A 21,908-nucleotide genomic window follows, 5' to 3' on the forward strand; every position below is an offset into this window, starting at 1 on the left:
TCACAAAAGCCCCCCTAATCCGATCAAGTAAACAGCTGTGAAGATGAAAATCCATACAACATCAAGGAAATGCCAGTATAGACTTGAGATGAAAATCTTCGCTGCTGTTTGTGGAGTTAATCCACGCTTTTTAATTTGGAACAAGATCCCGGTAATCCAGAAGATACCGATCGATACGTGTAATCCGTGAGTTCCTAAAAGTACAAAGAATGCAGACCAATACGCACTTGTATGGATGCTCGCACCTTCATGTACATAATGGAAGAACTCGAAAAGCTCAAATCCAACGAAGCCTGCACCTAGAAGCAGTGTGAGAATCGTCCATATGACAACCCCTTTTGTACTTCCACGGCGCATTTCATGAACAGCAATCCCACATGTAAATGAACTAACCAATAGCAGGAATGTCATGATCAATACAAGCTTCATATCAAACAGCTCAGCTGGTAAAACGCCGCCAGCTGTTCTGCCATGTAGAACAAAGTAGGTCGCAAAAAGTGTTGAGAATAACACGATTTCCGCGCCAAGGAATATCCAGAAACCAAGGATGTTTAAACGTCCGGTTTCAGAGCGATATTCAAGCGGTGCATTTGCATAGCTGCTATCATTATGTCCCATTACTTCTGCGCCTCCTTATTCTTTTTCTCTGTTTCAATGACTTCTTCAACAGGAATATAGTAGCCATCGTCATATTCGAATGAACGTAAAATCATCGTTGCGAATACACCGATTAAGCCAATAACGCCAATCCAGTACCATTCAAATACAAGACCGAATGCACCAAGTCCAAAGAATGCAGACATGATCAGCGGTCTGCCTGAATTGTGCGGCATGTGAATTTTCTTGAATTCTTTTTCAGGATGAACGTCCACATTGTTTTGCTTCCAATGATGGAATGCATCTGGTGTTGTCACTTCTGGAAGTGCTGCAAAGTTATAATGCGGCGGAATTGCAGAAGATGTCGCCCAGTCAAGTGTACGTCCTTCTCCCCAGCTGTCTCCAGACACTTCACGTTTTGAATGTCTCCAGCTGTAGTAAATGTTGTAGCAAAGGATGATGAATCCGATACCCATCATAAATGCACCAATTGTTGAAATAAAGTTGAGTGCAGTCCAGCCATCTTCTGGTCCATACGTATAAATACGTCTTGGCATTCCTTGCAGTCCTAGGAAGTACTGCGGGAAGAAACAGATGTTAAATCCGATCATGAATACCCAGAAGAACCATTTGCCGATTCTTTCGTTTAACTTGTAACCAAACATTTTTGGATACCAGAAAACAAGACCAGCAAAACAAGCAAATACAGTACCTGCGATTAATACATAGTGGAAGTGGGATACAAGGAAGTACGTGTTATGGTACTGGTAATCCGCAGCTGCCATCGCAAGCATAACCCCAGTTACACCACCGATTACGAAGTTCGGGATGAAACCAAGTGCCCAAAGCATTGGTGATGTAAAGCTGATACGGCCTCGATACATCGTAAAGAGCCAGTTAAAGATTTTCACACCTGTTGGTACAGAAATCGCCATTGTTGTAATCGAGAAGAATGAGTTAACCGCTGCACTGTTCCCCATTGTAAAGAAGTGGTGAACCCACACAAGGAAACTAAGAACAGAGATTGCCACAATCGAGACAACCATCGCTTTGTAACCAAACAACTGCTTTCTTGAGAACGTCGCAAAGATTTCTGAGAAAATACCGAAAGCCGGCAGGATAACAATATATACCTCAGGATGTCCCCAAATCCAGAATAGGTTCGCCCAAAGCATCGGCATACCGCCTGCTTCGAGTGTAAAGAATGCAGAACCGAATAAACGATCAAATGTCATAAGTGCTAAAGCAACTGTTAGTACAGGGAATGCAAAAACGATGATGACAGACGTAATCAATGTTGTCCATGTAAACATTGGCATACGCATTAGTGTCATACCTTTTGTACGCATTTTTAAGATGGTCACCATGAAGTTAATACCTGTCATAAGTGTACCAATACCTGCAATTTGGAGCCCGAGCAAGTAGTAGTTCTGTCCAGGTCCTGGTGAGAAATCATTTCCGGCGAGCGGCATGTAACTCGTCCAGCCTGCACTTGGTGATCCTCCAATAACGAAGGAAATGTTGAACAGCATTGCTCCGACCATGAATGTCCAGAAGCTAAGGTTGTTCAGATAAGGGAATGCAACGTCACGTGCACCAATTTGAAGAGGAACAACGACGTTGATTAAACCAATTAAAAATGGCATCGCCATGAATAGAATCATGATCGTACCATGCGTTGTAAAGATTTCATTATAGTGGTTTGAATCTAAAAACGTATTATTAGGAAGCGCCAGCTGCGCGCGCATCATCAGTCCGTCTACCCCACCGCGGAAGAACATAATCACAGCAGCAAGGATATACATGATTCCAAGCTTTTTATGATCAACTGATGTCAGCCATTCTTTCCAGAGCCATTTCCACTTTTTAAAGTAGGTTAAAACAAACACGATGGCAATGGAGGTAAGAGCGATAGAAATTTGCGCACCAAGAATTAATGGGTCTCCAGTTACAAAAAACTCATCCCATTTTAAATGCATAACGGCCTCCTCCTTTCCTTAGTCAGTTTATTCATTATCTAGTTTTCTTTTATAGTTCTTCACATTCTCGAAAGGATCTGTCTTGGAATGCGGAGAAACTGCTTGATAACCTAAACGTTTGCGTGCTTGGAGTGCATATTCAGAATCCTCTCCATGCTTTGCAAAGGATAAATGTGTTGATGAGAATGTCTGCACATCTGCAGCATCAGGAAGCATCAAGTAGTCATACGTTTTCTTCGTTAACTTTGGTGCTTCTTTCTTCGTTTTGTTTACCCATTTATCATAGTCAGACTGCGTCATCGCATTGACTTTGAATTTTTGCTGAGCAAAGCCCTCGCCTGTGAAGTTGGCGTTTCTTCCTTGGTATGTGCCTACTTCATCAGCTTGAAGATATTGTTCCATTTCCATTCCAGCCATCGCATACTTCTCCCCGCCTAGCTGAGGAATCCATAGTGATGCCATTGTATCAGCGGAAGTGATTTTGAATAAAACCGGCTGATCTTTTGGAATGTTTAAGTAGTTCACTGTCTCAATATTTTCCTCTGGATAGCTAAAGATCCATTTCCAATCAACAGCTGTCGCATAAACGACAAGTGGATCTTTATGGCTTGTTGCTTGAGGTGCCTCTTCCAAAGAGTAAATTGTTTTTACAGTTGGAATCGAAAGAGCAGCAACGATTAATATTGGGATCACTGTCCAGACAACTTCTAGAAGCGTATTCCCGTGTATTTCTGGGTTATAAGAGGCGTTTCCAACGTCCTTACGCTCACGGTATTTAACCAAAATGATGGTAAACATTACAAATACCGCACCAACGATAAAGAGCATGAATCCGATAGATAAAAGGATTAAGTCTTTTTGTTGTGCTGCGACTGGTCCTTTAGGATCTAAAACAGCGATATTGCTGCAACCTCCTAATACAAAAACACTCACGAGCATCGCTAATAAAAGCATAGGTTTAATGGCTCTGAACAAGAAGATCACCATCCTTCCTTAAATAATGTATAAATTGCTGAATAATTGTGAAAAGCCATCTGCCTTCGAAAACTTTTCTTCCCTTTGTAATGCTATCAAAATCTGTTAGAGTTAGCTTCCCTTTTTTCAAAAGTTCATTTATTTTTCAACAGATTTCTTTTAAAATGTCATAAATTCGACATAAATTTATATTATTGCACACACAATAAATTTCTAGGATTTTGAAAAGTTGAGAGTTGAAGGCAAAGGACAAACAATCAAGAACTTTGTCAAATTTAGGTTTACCACAATAAAAAAGTTTGGTCAAATTTCAATTTAACTTAATGAAATTTTATCTAGGTAAACAATTTCAAAATAGGTATCCCCACATTTAACAAAAACCTTACTTATTTTAACGCAAGTTGACAAGAAAAGAAAGTATCGATCCTCTGACTATGCGCGTTAAGAATTGGCAATTATGATGAATATGTGGAATCCCGCTAAATGACTTCCAGCAAAAAACCGGCTCAGCGCCGGCATTCTGCAATTATTCATCTCTTACTAAAATGTCAGGGCGTCTATAGATGTCCCCTTCATGCTCAACATCAATGTATGTCCACTTGCCTGTATAGGTTAAAAAGCGGTTCCCCTCTTTCTCTACGACCATCGTATCCTCTGATTTCAATCCAGGCAATGAAGGATTCCAAGTAAAGACTTGATGCAGCTGAATTTCTTCCTTCGATGAGGGAACTGCAATGATTTCTCTAGATACAAAGCCCGTCTTTCCCCCTTGATGAAGCTTTTTCCAGCTATCAGGGAAGCCCTCTTTTTCATACTGAGCAATACCTGCTTTCAATACATCTCCCAATGTCTTACCAGGGCGCGTGGCAGCATTCATGACCGTGTCAATTCGTGCAAGCCGATCTTTGTTCTCTTCAAGCTCCTTTGGAAGCTGACCGAAGTAAACAGACCTTGTGACATTCGCCACGAGTCCATGCCGTTCAGCGCAAAGAACAACAAGCGCATGCTTTTGAAGTTTTTTGTCTGTCGGAATTGGATGACGGTATTGATGAATCCGGTCATCTGTTGCTACAAGCAGCACTTCAATCGTCATTCCCTGCGCGATCGCTTTTTGAGCCGCAAGCGAAGCGATTTCGTGCTCCGTCTGTTCTGGAACGATTTCTTTACAAACACTCTCTACAATGACCGCTGTTTCATGACAAAGCGTTTCATATTGGCGGAGCTGTGATGCGGAAAGAATGGATCGGACTTGCGACAAATCCGGCTCAATCCATTCGAATCCATCCATTTGAATGTCTGACCCGATCCGTTTGTCTTTTGTGAGTGTTTGAATGTGTGCCGTATCTTCCTCAAACCAATCCATCGTCACCACTTGAAAGGGGTGATCGATATACGCCATCTCTTCTTCAATGATCCGCTTTTCTTCCATTTGATTCACTATGAGGACGATGTCGTCTTTTAACACAAGCAGCTTGCACACGCCCTCTGGTGTATTTAACACGATGTGATTTCTTCTCCCTCCTGTCAGCCAGGAGAAGTTATTACGCTTTTGAATCAAGACACCGTCGAGCTGTTTTTCTTCCATTAATGTTCTTACTTGTTCAATCATCTAATCACCTGCCTATATGAGTGTATGAATGAAACGTTTAAAAGCTGTTTTCCCTTGCTCGGTTCTTTTAAACACACCCGCCTGTGAGAGAATACGAGAAAAAATCATACCGACTTCTTTTTGTAAAATAGCTTCTGTATTGTCCTCTGTAAAGGTATTCTCTTCAAGCAGACGCTTTGCCCATGTTTCGTGTTTCGTGATAGCAGGGCGGGCTTTGATTTCTTCAAGGGGGTTTTTGGATAACAGCGCTTCTTTTAATTGACTTAATTCCTCTGCTAATCTACCAGGAAGAACTGCAAGACCCATCACTTCAATTAATCCGATATTCTCTTTTTTAATATGATGGACTTCTTCGTGCGGGTGGAAAATTCCATCCGGGTGCCGCTTGTTTGTACGATTATTGCGCAGCACTAGATCTAATTCATAGTCATCTCCATGGCGGCGTGCAATTGGTGTAATGGTATTATGCGGCGTCTCTCCTGTATGAGCTAGCAGCTCCACTTCTTCATCTGAATACATTTTCCACTCGTTTAAGATAAAGTCTGCAGCGTCTGCAAGCTTCTGCCGGTCGCTGCTTCGAAGGCGGATGACAGACATCGGCCATTTCACAATGCCAGCCCTCACATTCGGAAAGGCATTCAGAGAAAAGACCTCTTCCACCTCCGCTTTCGCCATCGGAAATTCATGCGCACCGCCCTGAAAATGGTCATGACTTAATATACTACCCCCGACAATCGGAAGGTCGGCGTTCGATCCGATGAAATAGTGCGGGTATATATATATGAAAGAAAGCAATCGTTCAAAGGTCTTTTTGGTGATGCTCATCGGCTCATGTTCGCCTTTGAACACAATGCAGTGCTCGTTGTAATACACATAAGGTGAAAATTGTAGAAACCAAGATTCATCTGTGAGTGTCACAGGAATGATCCGGTGATTCTGTCTCGCTGGATGGTTGATGCGCCCCCCAAACCCAACGTTTTCTTTACAAAGGAGACAAAGAGGATATTGTTTTTGACTAAGCTTTTTGGCTTCAGCGATTGCTTTTGGGTCCTTTTCCGGCTTTGATAGATTGATTGTGATCTCCAGCACGCCATCATCTGTTGGTGTAAACCACTGCACATTTTTGGCGATTCTGCCTGTATGAATATAGTGTGCGTGCTGCTGCATTTCATAGAACCAGCTTGTAGCAGGCTCTGGCCCTTCATGCTGGCGCTTCTCTTCAAACTTTGCGTAGATGACACTTGGAGGCGCCACCAAGCATCCCATGATTTTCGCATCTAGTAAATCGCGATACGTATCCGTCCCCTCAGGGATAAGGCCAGTCTCAACTGCCCAATCCAGCATCGGCATTAAGATGTCTTCAAGCTCCGCCTCCCCTGAGACTGTCCTTGGCTCAGCTTCATCCAGCCCAAGCACCTCAAGCAGCCGATTTCTCGTATACTCGATATCTAGTCGTGTGATCAGCTCTTGATTGATCCCGTATTGAATCAGCTGTTCCAGTTTTTCAAAAATATCAACCGCCATTCTCTCTGTCCCCTCTCTTGCCTGCCTGTTATGCGTTATTTACTTTGGTAGCCGTCTGGATGCTTCTGAAACCAATCCCACGCACTTTGAATGATGGTGTGAAGGTCAGCATATTGAGGTGTCCACCCTAATTCTTGCAGCGCTTTTTCAGAAGAAGCAATCAGCTTTGCTGGATCCCCCGCACGTCTGTCAGCGACCTGTGCTGGGATCGCATGCCCCGTGACGTTTCTAACAGCATCTACTACCTGCTTCACGGAGAAACCAGTGCCATTCCCTAAGTTGTATGTTGCACTTCCTTTTCCAGCACGCAGACGATCAACAGCTAAGATGTGCGCGTCTACTAAATCCATGACATGAATGTAATCCCTAATACACGTGCCATCCTCTGTCTCATAATCATCACCGTAAATCATGATCTGATCTCGTTTTCCTAAAGCCACTTGCAGAATAATCGGAATGAGATGTGTCTCAGGCTGATGATCCTCTCCGACAAGTCCTTCTGTATGAGCGCCAGCTACATTAAAGTAGCGAAGCACGACGTATTCTATTCCATATGCCTGCTCAGACCACTTCAGCATTTTTTCAATCGCTAGTTTCGTTTCTCCATAAGGATTGGTTGGATTCGTCTCATCCGTTTCAACGATCGGCACTCGCTTTGGTTCACCATATGCGGCAGCGGTTGAAGAGAAAACGAGGTGTTTCACATCAAATTCATTCATCACCTGAAGTAAGGCTGTCGCTCCTCCAACGTTGTTGTCATAGTACTTTAGCGGGTCTGTTACACTCTCGCCGACAAGTGAATTTGCGGCAAAGTGCATCACCGCTTCTATTTGATGCGTTTTGAAAACCTGTCTTAAAAAATCTTGATCTCGTAAATCTCCCTCTTCTAAAACAGCTCCCTCCAAAACAGCTTCTTTGTGCCCTGTCTGCAAATTATCCACTACCACCACTTGTTCACCTTTCGCTAAAAGAGCCGCTACCGCATGGCTGCCAATGTACCCTGCTCCCCCGCACACTAAAATTGTCATTACACTTCCTCCTTCGTGAGTTCTCTTGCGCCGCCTCCAATTCCAGCTGTGTAAAAAGAGGCTTGAATGCCTGTCTTCTCTTGATAAATCGATCCCGTTTCTTCTATAAATGATGCCAGCTGCTTTTCTTTCACAATACTGATCGTACAGCCGCCAAAACCCGCGCCCGTCATACGAGAGCCAATCGTTCCAGGATGTAGCCAAGCGGCTTCTGCCAGTGTATCTAGTTCAAATCCAGTCACTTCATAATCATTCTTTAAAGAGAGATGAGAAGCCTTCATAAGCGCACCTATTTCTTCCATTTTATCATCTTTCAGAAATTTGACTGCTTTTATGGTCCGCTCGTTTTCTGTCACTACGTGTCTTGCACGTTTGCGGCATGTTTCATCCTGAATCAAATGGGCATGCTCGGCAAATTCATCTGCCGTGAGCTCACATAAGTGGGCAAGGTCGATTTCTTCTCGTAAATCGTTTAAAGCTGATTGACACTCTGACCGGCGTTCATTGTATTTGGAGTCTGCCAGTGTCCGCTTTTTGTTTGTATTGGCAATGACAAGCGCCAGTCCCTCTTGCCGAAACGGACTGTATTGAAAATCAAGGGTATCGCAATTAAGCAAAATGGCGTGATCTTCTTTTCCAAGAGCAATTGAAAACTGATCCATGATGCCGCAATTGACGCCAATAAATTCATTTTCTGCACGCTGCGAAAGGAGGGCAAGACGGGCATTTGAAACGCCGAATGAATGCCATTCATTGATGCAGACGGCGGTGACAAGCTCGATGGAGGCAGAGGAAGACAGGCCTGCGCCATTGGGAATATTGCCGCCGTATACAATGTCAAAGCCTTCTTCTATCTTCATCCCTGCTTCAATAAACTGATGGAACACGCCCTTCGGATAATTCGCCCAGCCATCCGACTCTAAGTAAGCGATTTCAAAAAGGTCGAATTCTTTCACACCATCGCCATCAAAGTTCAAGGAATACATTCTCACGCGGCCATCTGACCGCTTTGCACATGCTGCATATGTACCGAGAGTGAGCGCACAAGGGAATACATGACCTCCATTGTAATCTGTATGTTCACCAATCAAGTTCACTCTTCCCGGGGCAAAAAAATAGCGAAGTTCTTCTTCTTTATCCCCAAATTGCTGGTGAAATGCCGCGCGTAACATATCGATCATATCCATTCCCCTTTTCTCATCTGATACTCTTATTTTAGTTGCCTGAACTGCGTAAGTTCAATGGTAAAAAAATCGTTAAAAAATACCCTTTTTTTGCTGTGAATGGTACGATGTGATATGAGGTGTAACATGATTCAAAATAGAAAAAGGTTGTTTTTTGCTGTGAAGGAGGTTTTCCAATTTGAAGAAGGAAGCATTTGCATTTCGTTTTCACCATTCTGATGTTACATTGCCGGCACAAATATGGTCTGTTGGCTGGGAGGTTCAATCATCTTCGTTATACAGCTGGAATGGCGTGGAGCGGAAGGATCAGGGCAAGTGCATCTTTCAGCTCACACTGTCTGGACACGGCATGATTGAAATCGGACAAAAGCGGTTCAAAGTCTTGCCGGGGCAGGCCTTTCTTGTGAAAAGTCCAAGTGCCTATCAATATTATTTTCCAGAGGACAGTGAGCATTGGGAATTTCTCTATTTGACGCTTTATGGGGAAGCCTGTGATCTTTGCTTTGACCAATTTATAGATCAAGGAAAGCAGGTCATGCGTTTTCATCCTCATTCCAAGCCGATCCGCCTGCTGAAGAAAATTTATGATGAAGCCAGTGAAAGACGGATTACCAATCCATTTGAGGGGTCTAGCCTTGCTTATCAATTTGTCATGGAACTGTATTCATATTTGCCAAAGCTTGAGGGACAAATGGAAAAATGGCCTGAGCCCATCGTCCAAGCGGCCTTGTTTGCCAGCCATCATTTTCACGAGGAAATTGGCCCAGACGATATGGCAGCTGCGGCACGTTTATCCAAAAGTCATTTTACGAGGGAATTCAAAAAGGCCACTGGCTTCACACCTATTCATTACTTAACCAATATCCGGTTAGAGAAGGCGGAAACATTATTAAAAACAACGAAATACTCAATTGAAGAAATCGCCATACAGTGCGGCTACCGAAATGCGAATTACTTGAATAAAGTCTTTCGAAAGAAAATCGGCATGTCTCCAAAGCAACTGCGGGAAACAAGCGAAGCATAATAAAAAGCAGCCGCTTCATCATTGGCTGCTTCTTTTACGATTTTGACAGATCAACATGAATTCTCCCTTGTTTTAAAACAATCGTCATTTGCGTATCAGGGGTCATTAAGTTTTCTAAAATGTCCGTTGCCGTTTGAAGCGCAATGTCCATTCGGTTGATCTTTTCCTTTTCTTGTTCCGAAAACGCTTCTGGATGTGCGGTCATTTCTTTGACTAGCCTCAGCACTTGTTCATGCTGCTTTTCTGTTTGTTGATATATGGCATCATATAAGTCGTCTGGCCTGCTGCTCATTTCACATCACCTATCTTTTTTATGTGTTAAATCGCATCTTCTTTTGTTTTCTTGAAGACGAACCACTTACTGGCGACATAATTGACCACCACAATCACAAAGTTGACGAGAATTTTTGCGACGGTTTCATTGAGCGCCATTTGGCTCACAAATAAAATCATCAGCCCCAGATCTACACCTAGAGACATGAGACGGACACTAAAAAATGAAGAAAGCTCACGCATGAGGCTTTTTGTGTCACGAGCCTTTTGCTTGAAGACATACTTCTTATTGGTGATATAAGCAAAGAGAACAGCAAATACCCATGAAACAACCGTAGCTGTTTTGTAATCCATGGAAAACATCTCAACGAATAAATAGAAGCTGACGATATTGACAATGGTTGTACACACACCCATCACAAGATACATGACAACTTCTTGATACTTTTGAAAAAGGCTATACATGTCTTTCTTCATTCCTTCTTGGTGGTTTCTGTTTCTTTTAGAATACCATCTTGAGAAGAACTTCCCAAACGAACAATATGTATGTCCTGAAAAGATGAAATTTGTTCTACTCGATGGCAAATGTCAACGCAATTGGTTTGTATGAGTCAAATGTTTTAGGTCTTTATCATTATTTTAATTTATAATCTTTCAACTGACTTTACAATTGTTTATTATTAGAAGTAAGATTTCAATATTTATGGGTTTTTTAGTCATTTTTTTAGGGACGTGGTAGGTGATAGATTTTACAAAATAGGTTAAATGTCATCATTTTCGACAAAATTTATTTTGCGCTGTTTTCAACCACACGTACAGTTACTAGACGGTTTGTTCAAGTCATTGGTTGCAGTGAATATGTCTTATTGAACTGGAGGATATTATGGATACGCAAGTGAAAAGAAGAGTTGACGAAGAGTGGGTTTATTTGATTCAGGAAGCGAAAAAAATTGGACTAGGCATCGAAGAAATACAAGCTTTTTTAACATCCAACGGTGATCAGAAGATGATAAACAAACCGTAAATCAACGCCGTTATCCTTTGTCTTTCAGACTGCTTTGGCTATAAGTTCTGACCTGTCAATTGACCTTTTGAAAATCCTTTCATGACGATACGCTACAATAATTGAACACCTCTCCATACCAATCCCTTCCACTCAATGGGGTTCTGTCTTTCTATATTAGGAGGACAGTCCGTTTCCTGTTCTTTATATGATTCCTTTTTAGCCGCTATTCATGAAAATTGTCCTTCTCTCGTTATAAAACCAAGCTGTCCACCCATATATTAAGCATGAAAACAACGAGAAAGCAGAAAGGTGGGTAGAGCGTGAGTTCAGATTCCCTTTCGTATTATCACCAAAAAAAGGATCAGTATTATCATGGGGTAAACCCGGTCATCGTCAGCCGTATCCGCGCGGAATGGACGTCTTTGTTGGATATCGGATGCGGCACAGGCAAGCTTGGAAAAGTCCTGAAACAAAAGGGCCGGACCATTTATGGCATTGAGTCATTTGAAGATGCAGCAAAAGAGGCGGAACAAGAGCTGGATCATGTTCTCTGCGGAAATATTGAACAGCTGGCTCTCCCTTATCAACATGAACAATTTGACTGCATGATTTTCGGAGACGTCCTCGAGCATTTATTGGACCCTTGGGCCGTTTTAAAAAAGGTGAAACCCTTCCTTAAAAAAGAGGGTGCCATCCTGTCATCTATTCCAAATATCGGCCACATTTCAACGGTTTTAGAATTACTAGCCGGCAGATTTACTTATACAGATGCAGGGTTAATGGATCAAACACATTTACGTTTCTTCACCCTTCACGAAATACATGCACTCTTTCATTCAGCGGGTTTTCGCATTCGCGAATTCGAGGCCATTCGCGTACAGCATCCTTCCTATGCAAGCGTGTTGAATGATCTACATGAATTACTCATGAAACACGGCATTCGTTCTGATTTCCACGAGTCTGCTACAGCCTATCAATATGTGGTCGAGGCGGTTCCATTTCATGAGTAATCCGACGATTCTGTTTGTTTTATGTGTGAATGATGAATCGATGTTTCAAGCTTGCTTCCGGCAGCTCGCTTCACTTCCGGCTCCTCATGGATACCATGTGGAGGTCTTACCCATCAGACAGGCATCAAGTATGACCTCTGCATACAATGAAGCCATCACTCATCCAGCTCAGTTTAAAATTTATCTTCATCAGGATACCCTGATTGTCAAACAGCATATGCTGCTTGAACTCATCCCGCTTTTTTTACAAAATCCATCACTTGGCATGGTTGGAGTGATTGGAGCAGAATGCGTGCCTGACAATGGAATTTGGTGGGAGAGTTCTGATTGCAGGGGAAAAGTCATTGAATATCGTCACGACACCTATCAGCTGCTTTCGTTTGAAAGAGGCCGTCAGCAGCCCGAAGCGCAAGATTATATCAAAGCTGCGGCCATTGATGGTCTTTTCATGGCGACGCAGTATGATGTGAAGTGGCGTGAGGATCTCTTTGATGGCTTTCATTTTTATGATGTTTCGCAGTCCTTTGAATTCACTCAGAAGGGCTATGAAGTTGGGATTGCAAGACAAGAAGAGCCTTGGTGTATTCATAAATGCGGAGATCATTTTGATGCGGAAACATATGAAAAAGCGAGACAAACATTTCTTGCAAATTATCGATAGAAAGCACCCTTTTCGGGTGCCCAGAATGTAGAGAAACTCATGTTTTTCTACATTCTTTTTTATTTTCCACGTCATGATGTTAGGTGAGAATGGGTCTTTTGGTGCTTTTAAGATCTTGTGCAGCTTTCAAGAAAAGGACACGGAGCACATGCTTTCGGATCTGATTTGTAGAACCGATAACCTTTCCGGGAAAATAAAGCTGTCGAGATTTTCTCGACAGCCTGACAGACCTAAAGGTCTGTTTGATTCATCAAGTAGATAATCTAGAATCACGTGTTCCAAAACGAATATCCGGATTTACACTAGAACGGGTTCCATTCCTCACAGCAAAATCGTTATCATGTTGAGATAAAGTTATAAGAGGGAAATCTTGAGTAGTAACGCTACTGCCTGTAGCATTTCTTACTGTCAGATCAGTTGATTCTGGAGAAGTAGCATTTCTTGAATTCACATCAAAATCGACAGATGATAATGAGATCACACCTAGCAATGCTGAAGCACTCAAAAAACCAGTAAGAACCGTTTTAAAATTCATATGAACAGTCGCCCCTTTGGATTTGTTTTCGGGCGTACATCACTTTTTCGTACATTTTTACAGATTCATCCATACGCCCATTCTCATTATAGTACCGAGCCGCTTCGAGCGCTAGGTCTTCTATGTATGGATAACCCCTCTCGTTCTCTAATTTTTCCAACGAGCTCAAGACCTCACTTAGGTTTGCTGTTTTTAAAAATAAATTTTCCAATACCATCAGCAACGATAAAAACAGATCATTTTTTCTATTCTTCGCTTCTTCCAAGCCTCTTTTGAAAAATCTTTCTCCCTCAATAAATTCCTTTTGACTCAAATGAAATAAAGATAATTCATAATAAACCAAAAGCAACTCTGTAGCATGAATAGGCTCTCCTTCAAGAATAACCTGATTAAAATAAGCTAGTGCCCTATTAAAATCACCTAATCCTTTATAACAACAACCAATATTAAATAATGACTTCACAATCATTGGCTTATTAGAAATTGCCTTAGATCTTTCTAAAGCTGACAATAAATGAGGAAGCGCCTTTTCTCTGCATTCAAAATCAATGAAATTACCTGCCATAACAGTTAGACAATTAATTTCTCGAATCATATAAAGTGAATTGCTCTTATGTGCCTTATAGGTATCATAAGAAAGACCAACGTAATACATAGACACGTGTGTCTGTTTCATGTGATAAAACACTTCTGATAATTTGTAGTAAAATTCCGCTCTTTCTAACTCATCCCCTACTTGCTCCAGGCGCTTTTCCGCGCGCTTATAGAACACAATAGCTCTAATAAACTCACCATTTTTGAATTCATACATTCCTTGAAAAAAATTAAAATAGTATTCAAGAATGGCTGACATCTTCTTTCCTTGTCCTTCTACAGCTTTCAAGTAATCAGATTTTTCAAGTGGTTCTTTAGAAGGCTGCACATAGTCTGTCATCAATTGGTGACGGAACTCCATCAGCTGAAAATAAAGAACCGCCTGTTCATCTTCTTCCATGACATCTATATCTTTTCTAATCTCTTCCCTTAGCATATGGGCCTCTTTAACATTGAATCTTTTTATATGCTTATACCATTCATTTATCTTGATCGCTACAACTGGAGACGGTATAGACGCCATCTACAATCCCCCCTAGAAAACCAATTTTTAATAAATGTTAGCACAATAATTCCTAATAAAATCCTATTTTTCCATTCATATGTAAAGTTTTCGGCATGACGCAAACACTTTGTAAGCAAGTAGGACACAAGACATATCAATCTTTAGATGCTATCGCAGCAGTTAACGCATTTAAATCCCATATAAGCGTTCTTGAAGCATCACACTATGGAAATACCCGAGCATAAATAAAGGTGCTTAAAACGAACATGAACGCTCTTGGTGGTTTGAAATAGGCGCTATGTTTTTTTAGAAACAAAAAAAACAGGCTCTTTAGCCTGTTCTTTATTATCCAGTGATGACCATATTGATGAATGGGACACTCAGTAAAAAGAAAACAACGGCAAAAACAACTTTATAACCCATCTCTTTTTCTTTATTATTTTTACGTTTTATCATATAAACAGCAAAATAGGAAGCACCAATTAACATCATCAATACTGGTATTACAGTCATCATAAATTCTCCTCCCAAATAAAAGAACCTATATTGCGGTCACCGCAACCCAAAAAGAAAATTTCCATCACATTACCAATTATCAAGAAATAAATGGTAGCATGAAAATATATCAAAGAAAGTGAGTGATTCTTATAAGTCCATGACTCCTATGCCTCATTATGCAACCATTTTTTTGACTCTCTTATGATTCCCCAAAATAGGAATCTGTATAGAATTACAATCAAGAAAAAAGTATAAACAAACTCAAAGGGAGAGAATGGTTCATAATCAATTATGTATGCATTAATAAACACTATTATCAAAGAAAACAATTCCATCAAAGAATCTATAAATCTGTTTTCTTTGAACACGTCCCTTGTCTTTTTGAAATTAAAGATGTCTTTAATTTCCCCGCTGGAAAGTCCTTTGATCAAACCTAGACCTATAAAATACACCCCAAAAGAAAACTCATAGGACAAATTAAAAATGTGTGTGATTACACAATAAATCAAAGTGAATAAGAATAAATACATTTTATTACTCTCCTTAACCTCTAAGTATTCCACCCCAATAGAAGGAAATATCATGTATGCGTTACCCCAAAAAACAAATAGGAGTGGTACGTATGTTTAAAAAATTTCTAGTAATGTTATGTGTGCTTACTATTACATTTGGTTTCTCTTCTCCAATGATTAGTCATGCCAATCAAGGTAATAATGAGACCCCTCCAGTCAGTGTAGATAAAAAACAATTGGAATTAGCAGAGAAACTATCTAATTACTTCGAATTAGATAAGGATGGAAATATTCATTTTACAGCTGATAAAGAAACCCTTATGGAAATGGGAATTTCAGAACACGACAGTCAACTAATGACTTCTATGAAATCAGAAGAATTTAGCTTTGAAGAGAATGAGAAAAAAGGTGACATGCAGGCTTATGGTTTTGTAGGTCTACACCTCAAATTAGGACCGAAAGTTAGAAGCATGAACGCCATAGTAGCAGGTGGATTTGCAGCCGGATATATCGGTTGGTACACAAGCAAAATTGCTGCTGCTGGACCATGGGGTGCCGGAGCCGCTGCGGCTATTACTGCTGGAACTTCTGGTGCGGTTGCATGGGCAGTTAAAAACAAATATAAGAAAGTTGATGTAGGCGTAAATATTATGTTTGTCGACTTAGCATATACTGTAAAAATACCTTAAAAATTACTGTTAAGCAACAATAAATAAAAAAAGCAGGCTCCAGTAAGAGCCTGCTTACTCTTAATATAAGACTTCAACACAAAATTTTTGAAATTGCTGAAAATATTTTGGTTCTGCATTAATAGTGGTAAGCGTATAGAAAGTGTTGCAGCGTGCAGACGATCGGTAAGCCCTCTCATTCTTCTCCTCGTAAAACAACCCTTTTTACATAAAAAAAGAAGCCATTTACGGCTTCTTGTGTTGAATTTCACTTTTCCATTATTTTATATCCGAAATCTATAAGGCACAGTTGAAAACCTCTCTGGAATGAATTTTTATCATCTTTATCTAACATACCATCCTTGTATGTTTCAATTAAGCTTTCAGCACGCGACTGTTCCATCGGCGTGTACCGGCACTAATTTATATTCCATAATACGATTTTCTCCTTGATCCTCGACTTCAAAACACCCTTTTTATAAAGCTATTTCAATTGTTCAACAAGTATTGTGCCAACGTCTTTCGAGACATATACCTCTAAATTTTCTCCAGGTGTCAGGTCGTTCATTTTTAATTGTTTCACACTGATCTAAAACAGTATCATATATTTTTTCTACTCGATCTTTGCTTCAAGTCTTCAACTCACGCATAATAAATTCAAACTCAATTTCAATTATAGAAAAGTCCTCATAGCAGCAGTTATAACACCCCTTTTGACATGGAGGAATATTACCTGTTGATTTTTGATAATCTTCTATTTTTCGTTCGTACTTTCTGTATGTCTGGATAAGCCGAGCAGCTCTTGATTCAGGATGAATGTCACTATGACACTTTTTATATTTCTTCCCGCTACCACAGAAACACGGGTCATTTCTTGATATTGTCTTAACCATTGCCTTCCCCCTACAACAACAGGGTCAACCCATTAATTACCTAAACAATTTTATCATATATTACCAAAAAATGCCGTCTTGCATCTGCAAGACGGTCAGTCACCTTTCTAGATTTCACTCTTCCAAAGATGCTATTTCGTCTAATAGAATTTTTGCCCCTTCTCGACTTAACACAATACCTCAAGATAAAGTCATGTTTTGATCAGGCTCAGCACCCTTTTCGGGTGCCTTTTTTATGATATACTGTCATAAACAGCCAGATCGTCTCATATGCATTGGAGTACCTTGTCCCTAATTCGTACAAAGGAGGAAACAATGGCAGACAAAAAAGTTCATTATAAGAAGGTTGCCGCTTCAGAGGATTTTCGAAAACTTCTTGAGGAAAAACGCAGATTTATCGTACCGATGACGATTTTCTTTTTTCTCTTTTACTTTTCACTTCCGGTTGCTACATCCTACTTCACCTTTTTGAACACGCCGGCAATTGGCGCGATCTCATGGGCTTGGTTATTCGCCCTCACACAATTTGTTATGACCTGGGTTTTATGTGGACTTTATGCGAAAAAAGCAGCTAAGTTCGACAATTATGTAAGCGCTTTAAAAAATGAATCAAGAGGTGATGACGAATGAGCATGACCGCTTTTATTTTGTTCGTAGCGATCGTAGGGCTCACATTGGTCATCACATATTTTGCTGCGAAAAAAACAAGCAATGCGAGTGATTTTTACACAGCAGGCGGAGGTCTGACTGGGTTTCAAAACGGCCTTGCCATTGCTGGAGACTATATGTCTGCTGCATCATTTTTAGGGATTGCTGGAATGATCGCGTTAAACGGATTTGACGGCTTTTTCTATAGCATTGGTTTTCTAGTAGCGTATCTTGTCGTTCTTTACGTTGTGGCTGAACCGCTTCGAAATCTGGGGAAATATACGATGGCCGATATGATCGCTGCACGATTTAAGCGCCCTGCCATTCGAGGGGTTGCCGCTTTTAATACCATTACAGTCTCTACTTTTTATATGATTGCACAGCTTGTTGGGGCAGGTGCATTAATCAAACTGCTTCTTGGCATTGATTACTGGATTGCGGTACTGATCGTGGGTGTCCTGATGACCATTTATGTCGTGTTTGGCGGCATGATTGCGACCAGCTGGGTACAGATCACAAAGGCTGTGCTTCTCATGCTTGGGACGTTAATTATTTCTCTGCTTGTGTTTGCAAAGTTTGATTTTAGTCTGCTGAAGATGTTTGAACAGATGAAAACAGCGACCCCGTTCGGTGGGGCATTTCTTCACCCGGGAAATAAATATGATGTGCCTTTAGAGACACTATCTTTGAACCTTGCTTTAGTGCTTGGGACAGCAGGTTTGCCGCACATTTTGATCCGGTTTTATACGGTCAAAGATGCCATTTCTGCGCGTAAATCTGTTCTATCCGCTACTTGGATCATCGGGATTTTTTATTTAATGACGGTTTTCCTTGGCTTCGGCGCTGCTGCATTTGTTGGAACAGAAGCGATCACAGCAGCAGATGCAGCAGGCAATATGGCCGCACCTCTTCTGGCACAAGCTCTTGGAGGAGATTTGTTATTTGCCTTTGTTTCCGCTATTGCCTTTGCGACTATTTTGGCGGTGGTAACGGGTCTCGTCCTATCCGCCGCGTCTGCCTTTGCGCATGATTTTTATAGTCAGATTATCCGCAAAGGAAAAGCGAGTGAGCGGGAGCAGGTGAAGGCGGCACGTTTTGCTTCCATCGGCGTGGCGATCCTCTCTATCATTCTCGCATTATTTGCCCAGTCCTTAAACGTCGCTTTTCTTGTGTCTCTTGCCTTCGCAGTGGCAGCAAGTGCGAATTTACCTTTGATTATCTTCACTGTTTTTTGGAAACGATTTAACTCTACGGGTGCCATCGCAGGAAGCTTAACAGGCCTTCTGAGCGCTCTAATCATCGTCTCGCTCAGCCCAAGCGTCTGGGACCCGTCAGGAGCAGCCATCTTCACAGGAGAGCCGCTCATCCCGCTGTCGAACCCTGGGATTATCTCGATTCCACTCGGATTTCTTGCCGCCTACTTAGGCACGATATTCTCTTCTGAAAAAGCAGATGAAGACACCTTTACGGAAATTCAAGTAAAGGCACATACAGGCATGCATATGGATACTGATTCATAAGGAAAAGCTGGCTGCTCAGCCGGCTTTTCTTGTGTTCTTCTATTCAATCTCAGTAAGGTATAAATTGGCTTTTTAACTTATTTTTATACTTCTCTAATCTGGCAACCCTTCTAAACGTGATTAGAGAGCAGCATGTAATGAGGATTAACAGAATTTCATGAACTTCCCCCCTGTTATCAACCACACTCTTCATTCCTATCCCTCCCCGTAATGAATCTATTTATAGTGATGTATTCTCTGCAAGATGTCATTCCTATGTTATCATATTATACACATACTGGAAATTATTTAAAACGACACGAAAGAAGTGGGATGACATATGCAAAGTATTTATTCTGCAAAATTATTATTCGAATCTATCTCATCACCAAGCAGTATACCTGATAAAATCTTTGAAGAACGAATTGTCTTAGTAAAAGCTAAAAACCAACGTCAAGTGAAGGAAATAATCAAACAAGGCTTCCCAGAAGAAACCTATGATAATGCAGAAGGTGGACAAACTAACATAAGTTTAGCAGCCATCCTAGATATCTTTGAGCTTGTAGATCACTTAGAGCAAGAATCACTGCACTTGAGTGAAGTGTACAGCCGCCACCTTATTTTTGATAAAGAAACATCTGTTCAAGAAGCCATTGAGGCATATTCTCTAGATAAATAAAAAGCCGGCTTTTTAATAGCGCTGGAATAACTCTGGGTTTTTCGGAACGTTTTCTAAATAAACGATCTTCCCTTGGTCGTCCAGCTCTGCGATATCAATTCCTTCTGCTGTATAGACACGGCCATCTGAAAGCTTTCCGCAAACGGCCCAGTTTGTTTCATACTTTCCATCTTCTCTTTTATTCCACCCATCCCACATATGCTTAATGTCATCATGTACGTGGAAAAATGTATTCAAAAATTGTGTGAACGCTTGGATCCCAGGCTTTTGGGCGCCATTTAAGACAATCATGACATCGTCAGAAAACAATGCCAGCAATTCATCCATCTGCTCCTGCCCTTTTCCTGCTTCATCGTATCGGCGAAAATACGTATCGAGCACTTCCATGTTCATTCTCCTTTATTTACCTGTCATTTCGAAAATAATCGAACTATATGATTGTACACAATTGTATAGCTCCTGTCTAATTTACCCGGCATAAGAAAAGACATGAATTGATTTAATCCATGTCTCCTTCAGATTAAAGAGATGCTTTTTCTGCTGCAACAAGTGATTTCAGCTCTTCTGCTGCTTTTTTAGGATCGGCGCTCTGGCTAATAGCACTAATGATGCTTATACCGTCTGCCCCAGCTTGTATCACTGGTGCTGCGTTGTCGTATGTGATCCCTCCGATACCTACAATCGGAATTTGAAGGCCATGACGGCGGACTTCAGTGATCAAAGACACACCTTGGACACTGCGTGTATCCTTTTTCGTTTCCGTTGGATAGACTGGGCCCATCCCGACATAATCTGCTCCGTCCTTCATGGCTTGTTTTACTTCATCTAGGTTATGCGTCGATACGCCTAATATTTTATTCCCGATCCTTTCTCTGACGTCTTTTGCATTTGTGTCTTCCTGTCCAACATGAACGCCATCTGCATCTAGATCAATCGCTAGCTGTACATCATCATTCACAATAAAAGGAACATTTGCTTCTTGGCAAAGCGCTTGAATTTGGCGAGCCAATTGTTTCTTCTCTTCACCCTGCAAGGCTTTTTCACCCTTTTCACGAAATTGAAACATGGTGATTCCGCCTTGAATGGCCTCTTTCACAATATCAAGCGGCTGCCTCGTTGTATTCGCTGTGCCCAAAATAAAATAAACCGATAATTGCTGTTTGATTTGCTGTTGATCAGCCTTTGTCATGTGAAATTCCTCCTATTTTCCCTAACGTCAGCACATCATCTCCGGTTGTGTGTGATAGTGCGTTTAACAATTCCATTTGAAAGGTTCCCGGTCCTTTATCCATTGCGTGCAGAGCTGCCCTTTCAGCGGCGACACCATAAAACATCAATGCAGCTGCCGACGCATGAAGCGGCTGTTCACCCGCTGCACAAAATGCTCCGATGACAGACGTCAGCAAACAGCCAGTTCCCGTCACCTTCGTGAGCCATTCATGTCCATTATGAATGGACAGCACCTCATCTCCATCTGACACCACATCGACTTTTCCTGTGATCACCACTATTGTCTGAAGTGCAATAGACGCTTGTTTGGCTAATGCCGATACATCTCCATTCGCCGCTTTCGCATCAACGCCTTTTGACTCCCAGCCATCCACTCCAAGTAAATGAGCCACTTCGGCAGCGTTTCCTCTGACAACGGTGATTTTCACTTTCTCTAACAGCTGTTTAGCAGCATTCGTTCGAAACGTTGTCGCACCAACGCCGACAGGATCTAACAAAACAGGTACACCTTTTTCATTGGCGGCTTGTCCAGCGAGAATCATGGCTTCCACCGTTTCCTTAGTTAATGTGCCAATATTCAGCACTAGTGCATCCGCTAATTGCGCCATTTCAGCCACTTCTTCTTTGGCGTTTGCCATGACTGGCGAAGCACCTAAAGCAAGCAGTCCATTCGCTGTAAAATTCGTCACAACTTGATTGGTGATATTATGAACGAGTGGATTTTTTTCTCGAACCTTCTCCAATAAATGAGACGCGCAGCTTGTTTTCATCCGTATC

The 21,908-nt window shown here is 41.4% G+C and carries 24 protein-coding genes; 8 read left to right on the top strand and 16 right to left on the bottom strand.

Annotated elements, in window-relative coordinates:
- From qoxC to NSS65_RS18175, 7 genes are all read right to left on the bottom strand, one after another.
- Window positions 1-618 carry a cytochrome aa3 quinol oxidase subunit III gene (gene qoxC / locus NSS65_RS18145; protein ID WP_041115415.1) on the bottom strand — a complete coding sequence of 206 codons (618 nt, stop codon included), beginning with the start codon at window positions 616-618 and terminating at the stop codon, window positions 1-3.
- Window positions 618-2,576, bottom strand: a complete 1,959-nt coding sequence (gene qoxB, locus NSS65_RS18150; protein ID WP_024423835.1) for a cytochrome aa3 quinol oxidase subunit I — start codon at window positions 2,574-2,576, stop codon at window positions 618-620. Before qoxB ends, qoxC begins: the two co-directional genes overlap by 1 nt.
- Before the next feature lie 27 nt (window positions 2,577-2,603).
- Window positions 2,604-3,560 carry a cytochrome aa3 quinol oxidase subunit II gene (gene qoxA, locus NSS65_RS18155; protein ID WP_111927023.1) on the bottom strand — a complete coding sequence of 319 codons (957 nt, stop codon included), beginning with the start codon at window positions 3,558-3,560 and terminating at the stop codon, window positions 2,604-2,606.
- 517 nt (window positions 3,561-4,077) lie between these two features.
- On the bottom strand, window positions 4,078-5,160 hold the full coding sequence (locus NSS65_RS18160; protein WP_111926926.1) for an aminopeptidase P family N-terminal domain-containing protein: 1,083 nt from the start codon (window positions 5,158-5,160) through the stop codon (window positions 4,078-4,080).
- Between the two features lie 12 nt (window positions 5,161-5,172).
- Window positions 5,173-6,684 carry a UDP-glucose--hexose-1-phosphate uridylyltransferase gene (galT, locus tag NSS65_RS18165; RefSeq protein ID WP_214755328.1) on the bottom strand — a complete coding sequence of 504 codons (1,512 nt, stop codon included), beginning with the start codon at window positions 6,682-6,684 and terminating at the stop codon, window positions 5,173-5,175.
- 35 nt (window positions 6,685-6,719) lie between these two features.
- Window positions 6,720-7,712 (bottom strand): UDP-glucose 4-epimerase GalE, encoded by a 993-nt coding sequence (gene galE / locus NSS65_RS18170; RefSeq protein WP_326135223.1) that lies wholly within the window; start codon window positions 7,710-7,712, stop codon window positions 6,720-6,722.
- Complete coding sequence (locus NSS65_RS18175; RefSeq protein ID WP_326135222.1) at window positions 7,712-8,899, bottom strand: galactokinase; 1,188 nt, start codon at window positions 8,897-8,899, stop codon at window positions 7,712-7,714. Before NSS65_RS18175 ends, galE begins: the two co-directional genes overlap by 1 nt.
- Before the next feature lie 175 nt (window positions 8,900-9,074).
- Here NSS65_RS18175 and NSS65_RS18180 point away from each other — a divergent pair, with 175 nt between their 5' ends.
- Window positions 9,075-9,920 carry an AraC family transcriptional regulator gene (locus NSS65_RS18180; RefSeq protein ID WP_326135221.1) on the top strand — a complete coding sequence of 282 codons (846 nt, stop codon included), beginning with the start codon at window positions 9,075-9,077 and terminating at the stop codon, window positions 9,918-9,920.
- 34 nt (window positions 9,921-9,954) lie between these two features.
- On the opposite strand, the gene NSS65_RS18185 is transcribed toward NSS65_RS18180, so the two are convergent.
- Window positions 9,955-10,212: a hypothetical protein gene (locus NSS65_RS18185; protein WP_034281308.1), complete on the bottom strand. Its 258-nt coding sequence runs from the start codon at window positions 10,210-10,212 to the stop codon at window positions 9,955-9,957.
- 26 nt (window positions 10,213-10,238) lie between these two features.
- Window positions 10,239-10,622, bottom strand: a complete 384-nt coding sequence (locus tag NSS65_RS18190; RefSeq protein WP_012011676.1) for a GtrA family protein — start codon at window positions 10,620-10,622, stop codon at window positions 10,239-10,241.
- A gap of 454 nt (window positions 10,623-11,076) precedes the next feature.
- On the opposite strand from NSS65_RS18190, the gene NSS65_RS18195 reads away from it, so the two are divergent.
- From NSS65_RS18195 to NSS65_RS18205, 3 genes are all read left to right on the top strand, one after another.
- A complete protein-coding gene (locus NSS65_RS18195; RefSeq protein ID WP_008345506.1) occupies window positions 11,077-11,217 on the top strand; it encodes an anti-repressor SinI family protein in 141 nt (46 codons plus the stop codon).
- A 302-nt stretch (window positions 11,218-11,519) separates the two neighbouring features.
- Window positions 11,520-12,209 carry a class I SAM-dependent methyltransferase gene (locus NSS65_RS18200; protein ID WP_326135220.1) on the top strand — a complete coding sequence of 230 codons (690 nt, stop codon included), beginning with the start codon at window positions 11,520-11,522 and terminating at the stop codon, window positions 12,207-12,209.
- Window positions 12,202-12,870 (top strand): glycosyltransferase family protein, encoded by a 669-nt coding sequence (locus NSS65_RS18205; protein WP_326135219.1) that lies wholly within the window; start codon window positions 12,202-12,204, stop codon window positions 12,868-12,870. The genes NSS65_RS18200 and NSS65_RS18205 overlap by 8 nt, the downstream gene beginning before the upstream one ends.
- A gap of 250 nt (window positions 12,871-13,120) precedes the next feature.
- Here NSS65_RS18205 and NSS65_RS18210 read toward each other — a convergent pair whose 3' ends face one another.
- From NSS65_RS18210 to NSS65_RS18220, 3 genes are all read right to left on the bottom strand, one after another.
- Window positions 13,121-13,405, bottom strand: coding sequence for a hypothetical protein (locus NSS65_RS18210; protein ID WP_041115399.1), 285 nt, complete (start codon window positions 13,403-13,405; stop codon window positions 13,121-13,123).
- Window positions 13,395-14,522 carry a Rap family tetratricopeptide repeat protein gene (locus NSS65_RS18215; RefSeq protein ID WP_144496442.1) on the bottom strand — a complete coding sequence of 376 codons (1,128 nt, stop codon included), beginning with the start codon at window positions 14,520-14,522 and terminating at the stop codon, window positions 13,395-13,397. Before NSS65_RS18215 ends, NSS65_RS18210 begins: the two co-directional genes overlap by 11 nt.
- Before the next feature lie 327 nt (window positions 14,523-14,849).
- Window positions 14,850-15,017, bottom strand: coding sequence for a hypothetical protein (locus NSS65_RS18220; RefSeq protein WP_170825853.1), 168 nt, complete (start codon window positions 15,015-15,017; stop codon window positions 14,850-14,852).
- A 607-nt stretch (window positions 15,018-15,624) separates the two neighbouring features.
- On the opposite strand from NSS65_RS18220, the gene NSS65_RS18225 reads away from it, so the two are divergent.
- A complete protein-coding gene (locus NSS65_RS18225) occupies window positions 15,625-16,203 on the top strand; it encodes a hypothetical protein (protein WP_139142194.1) in 579 nt (192 codons plus the stop codon).
- A 608-nt stretch (window positions 16,204-16,811) separates the two neighbouring features.
- Here NSS65_RS18225 and NSS65_RS18230 read toward each other — a convergent pair.
- Window positions 16,812-17,075, bottom strand: coding sequence for an SEC-C metal-binding domain-containing protein (locus tag NSS65_RS18230; RefSeq protein WP_070326168.1), 264 nt, complete (start codon window positions 17,073-17,075; stop codon window positions 16,812-16,814).
- A gap of 315 nt (window positions 17,076-17,390) precedes the next feature.
- Here NSS65_RS18230 and NSS65_RS18235 point away from each other — a divergent pair, with 315 nt between their 5' ends.
- The 3 genes from NSS65_RS18235 (at window position 17,391) to NSS65_RS18245 (ending at window position 19,901) form a co-directional block, all read left to right on the top strand.
- Window positions 17,391-17,705: a DUF485 domain-containing protein gene (locus tag NSS65_RS18235; RefSeq protein WP_034281315.1), complete on the top strand. Its 315-nt coding sequence runs from the start codon at window positions 17,391-17,393 to the stop codon at window positions 17,703-17,705.
- Window positions 17,702-19,243 carry a cation acetate symporter gene (locus tag NSS65_RS18240; RefSeq protein ID WP_070326169.1) on the top strand — a complete coding sequence of 514 codons (1,542 nt, stop codon included), beginning with the start codon at window positions 17,702-17,704 and terminating at the stop codon, window positions 19,241-19,243. The genes NSS65_RS18235 and NSS65_RS18240 overlap by 4 nt, the downstream gene beginning before the upstream one ends.
- A 319-nt stretch (window positions 19,244-19,562) precedes the next feature.
- Complete coding sequence (locus NSS65_RS18245; RefSeq protein WP_070326170.1) at window positions 19,563-19,901, top strand: DUF4288 domain-containing protein; 339 nt, start codon at window positions 19,563-19,565, stop codon at window positions 19,899-19,901.
- Window positions 19,902-19,913: 12 nt separating this feature from the next.
- Here the strand turns inward: NSS65_RS18245 and NSS65_RS18250 are convergent, their stop codons facing one another.
- The 3 genes from NSS65_RS18250 to thiM all read right to left on the bottom strand — a co-directional run bounded on the left by NSS65_RS18250 (window position 19,914) and on the right by thiM (window position 21,901).
- Entirely contained in the window at window positions 19,914-20,288 is a 375-nt protein-coding gene (locus tag NSS65_RS18250) for a nuclear transport factor 2 family protein (RefSeq protein ID WP_034281317.1), read from the bottom strand.
- Between the two features lie 133 nt (window positions 20,289-20,421).
- On the bottom strand, window positions 20,422-21,090 hold the full coding sequence (gene thiE, locus NSS65_RS18255) for a thiamine phosphate synthase (RefSeq protein WP_041115395.1): 669 nt from the start codon (window positions 21,088-21,090) through the stop codon (window positions 20,422-20,424).
- Entirely contained in the window at window positions 21,077-21,901 is an 825-nt protein-coding gene (gene thiM, locus NSS65_RS18260; protein WP_070326171.1) for a hydroxyethylthiazole kinase, read from the bottom strand. Before thiM ends, thiE begins: the two co-directional genes overlap by 14 nt.
- Window positions 21,902-21,908: the final 7 nt, after the last annotated feature.

The organism is Bacillus sp. FSL K6-1006 (assembly GCF_038593175.1).
Classification (GTDB): Bacteria; Bacillota; Bacilli; order Bacillales; family Bacillaceae; genus Bacillus; species Bacillus safensis.

Bases quoted from the DNA above. Each gene is read 5' to 3' on its own strand.
- qoxC (WP_041115415.1), bottom strand. From the start codon at position 618: ATGGGACATAATGATAGCAGCTATGCAAATGCACCGCTTGAATATCGC.
- qoxB (WP_024423835.1), bottom strand. From the start codon at position 2,576: ATGCATTTAAAATGGGATGAGTTTTTTGTAACTGGAGACCCATTAATT.
- NSS65_RS18160 (WP_111926926.1), bottom strand. From the start codon at position 5,160: ATGATTGAACAAGTAAGAACATTAATGGAAGAAAAACAGCTCGACGGT.
- galT (WP_214755328.1), bottom strand. From the start codon at position 6,684: ATGGCGGTTGATATTTTTGAAAAACTGGAACAGCTGATTCAATACGGG.
- galE (WP_326135223.1), bottom strand. From the start codon at position 7,712: ATGACAATTTTAGTGTGCGGGGGAGCAGGGTACATTGGCAGCCATGCG.
- NSS65_RS18175 (WP_326135222.1), bottom strand. From the start codon at position 8,899: ATGGATATGATCGATATGTTACGCGCGGCATTTCACCAGCAATTTGGG.
- NSS65_RS18185 (WP_034281308.1), bottom strand. From the start codon at position 10,212: ATGAGCAGCAGGCCAGACGACTTATATGATGCCATATATCAACAAACA.
- NSS65_RS18190 (WP_012011676.1), bottom strand. From the start codon at position 10,622: ATGTATCTTGTGATGGGTGTGTGTACAACCATTGTCAATATCGTCAGC.
- NSS65_RS18195 (WP_008345506.1), top strand. From the start codon at position 11,077: ATGGATACGCAAGTGAAAAGAAGAGTTGACGAAGAGTGGGTTTATTTG.
- NSS65_RS18205 (WP_326135219.1), top strand. From the start codon at position 12,202: ATGAGTAATCCGACGATTCTGTTTGTTTTATGTGTGAATGATGAATCG.
- NSS65_RS18210 (WP_041115399.1), bottom strand. From the start codon at position 13,405: ATGAATTTTAAAACGGTTCTTACTGGTTTTTTGAGTGCTTCAGCATTG.
- NSS65_RS18215 (WP_144496442.1), bottom strand. From the start codon at position 14,522: ATGGCGTCTATACCGTCTCCAGTTGTAGCGATCAAGATAAATGAATGG.
- NSS65_RS18220 (WP_170825853.1), bottom strand. From the start codon at position 15,017: ATGACTGTAATACCAGTATTGATGATGTTAATTGGTGCTTCCTATTTT.
- NSS65_RS18225 (WP_139142194.1), top strand. From the start codon at position 15,625: ATGTTTAAAAAATTTCTAGTAATGTTATGTGTGCTTACTATTACATTT.
- NSS65_RS18230 (WP_070326168.1), bottom strand. From the start codon at position 17,075: ATGGTTAAGACAATATCAAGAAATGACCCGTGTTTCTGTGGTAGCGGG.
- NSS65_RS18235 (WP_034281315.1), top strand. From the start codon at position 17,391: ATGGCAGACAAAAAAGTTCATTATAAGAAGGTTGCCGCTTCAGAGGAT.
- NSS65_RS18240 (WP_070326169.1), top strand. From the start codon at position 17,702: ATGAGCATGACCGCTTTTATTTTGTTCGTAGCGATCGTAGGGCTCACA.
- NSS65_RS18245 (WP_070326170.1), top strand. From the start codon at position 19,563: ATGCAAAGTATTTATTCTGCAAAATTATTATTCGAATCTATCTCATCA.
- NSS65_RS18250 (WP_034281317.1), bottom strand. From the start codon at position 20,288: ATGGAAGTGCTCGATACGTATTTTCGCCGATACGATGAAGCAGGAAAA.
- thiE (WP_041115395.1), bottom strand. From the start codon at position 21,090: ATGACAAAGGCTGATCAACAGCAAATCAAACAGCAATTATCGGTTTAT.
- thiM (WP_070326171.1), bottom strand. From the start codon at position 21,901: ATGAAAACAAGCTGCGCGTCTCATTTATTGGAGAAGGTTCGAGAAAAA.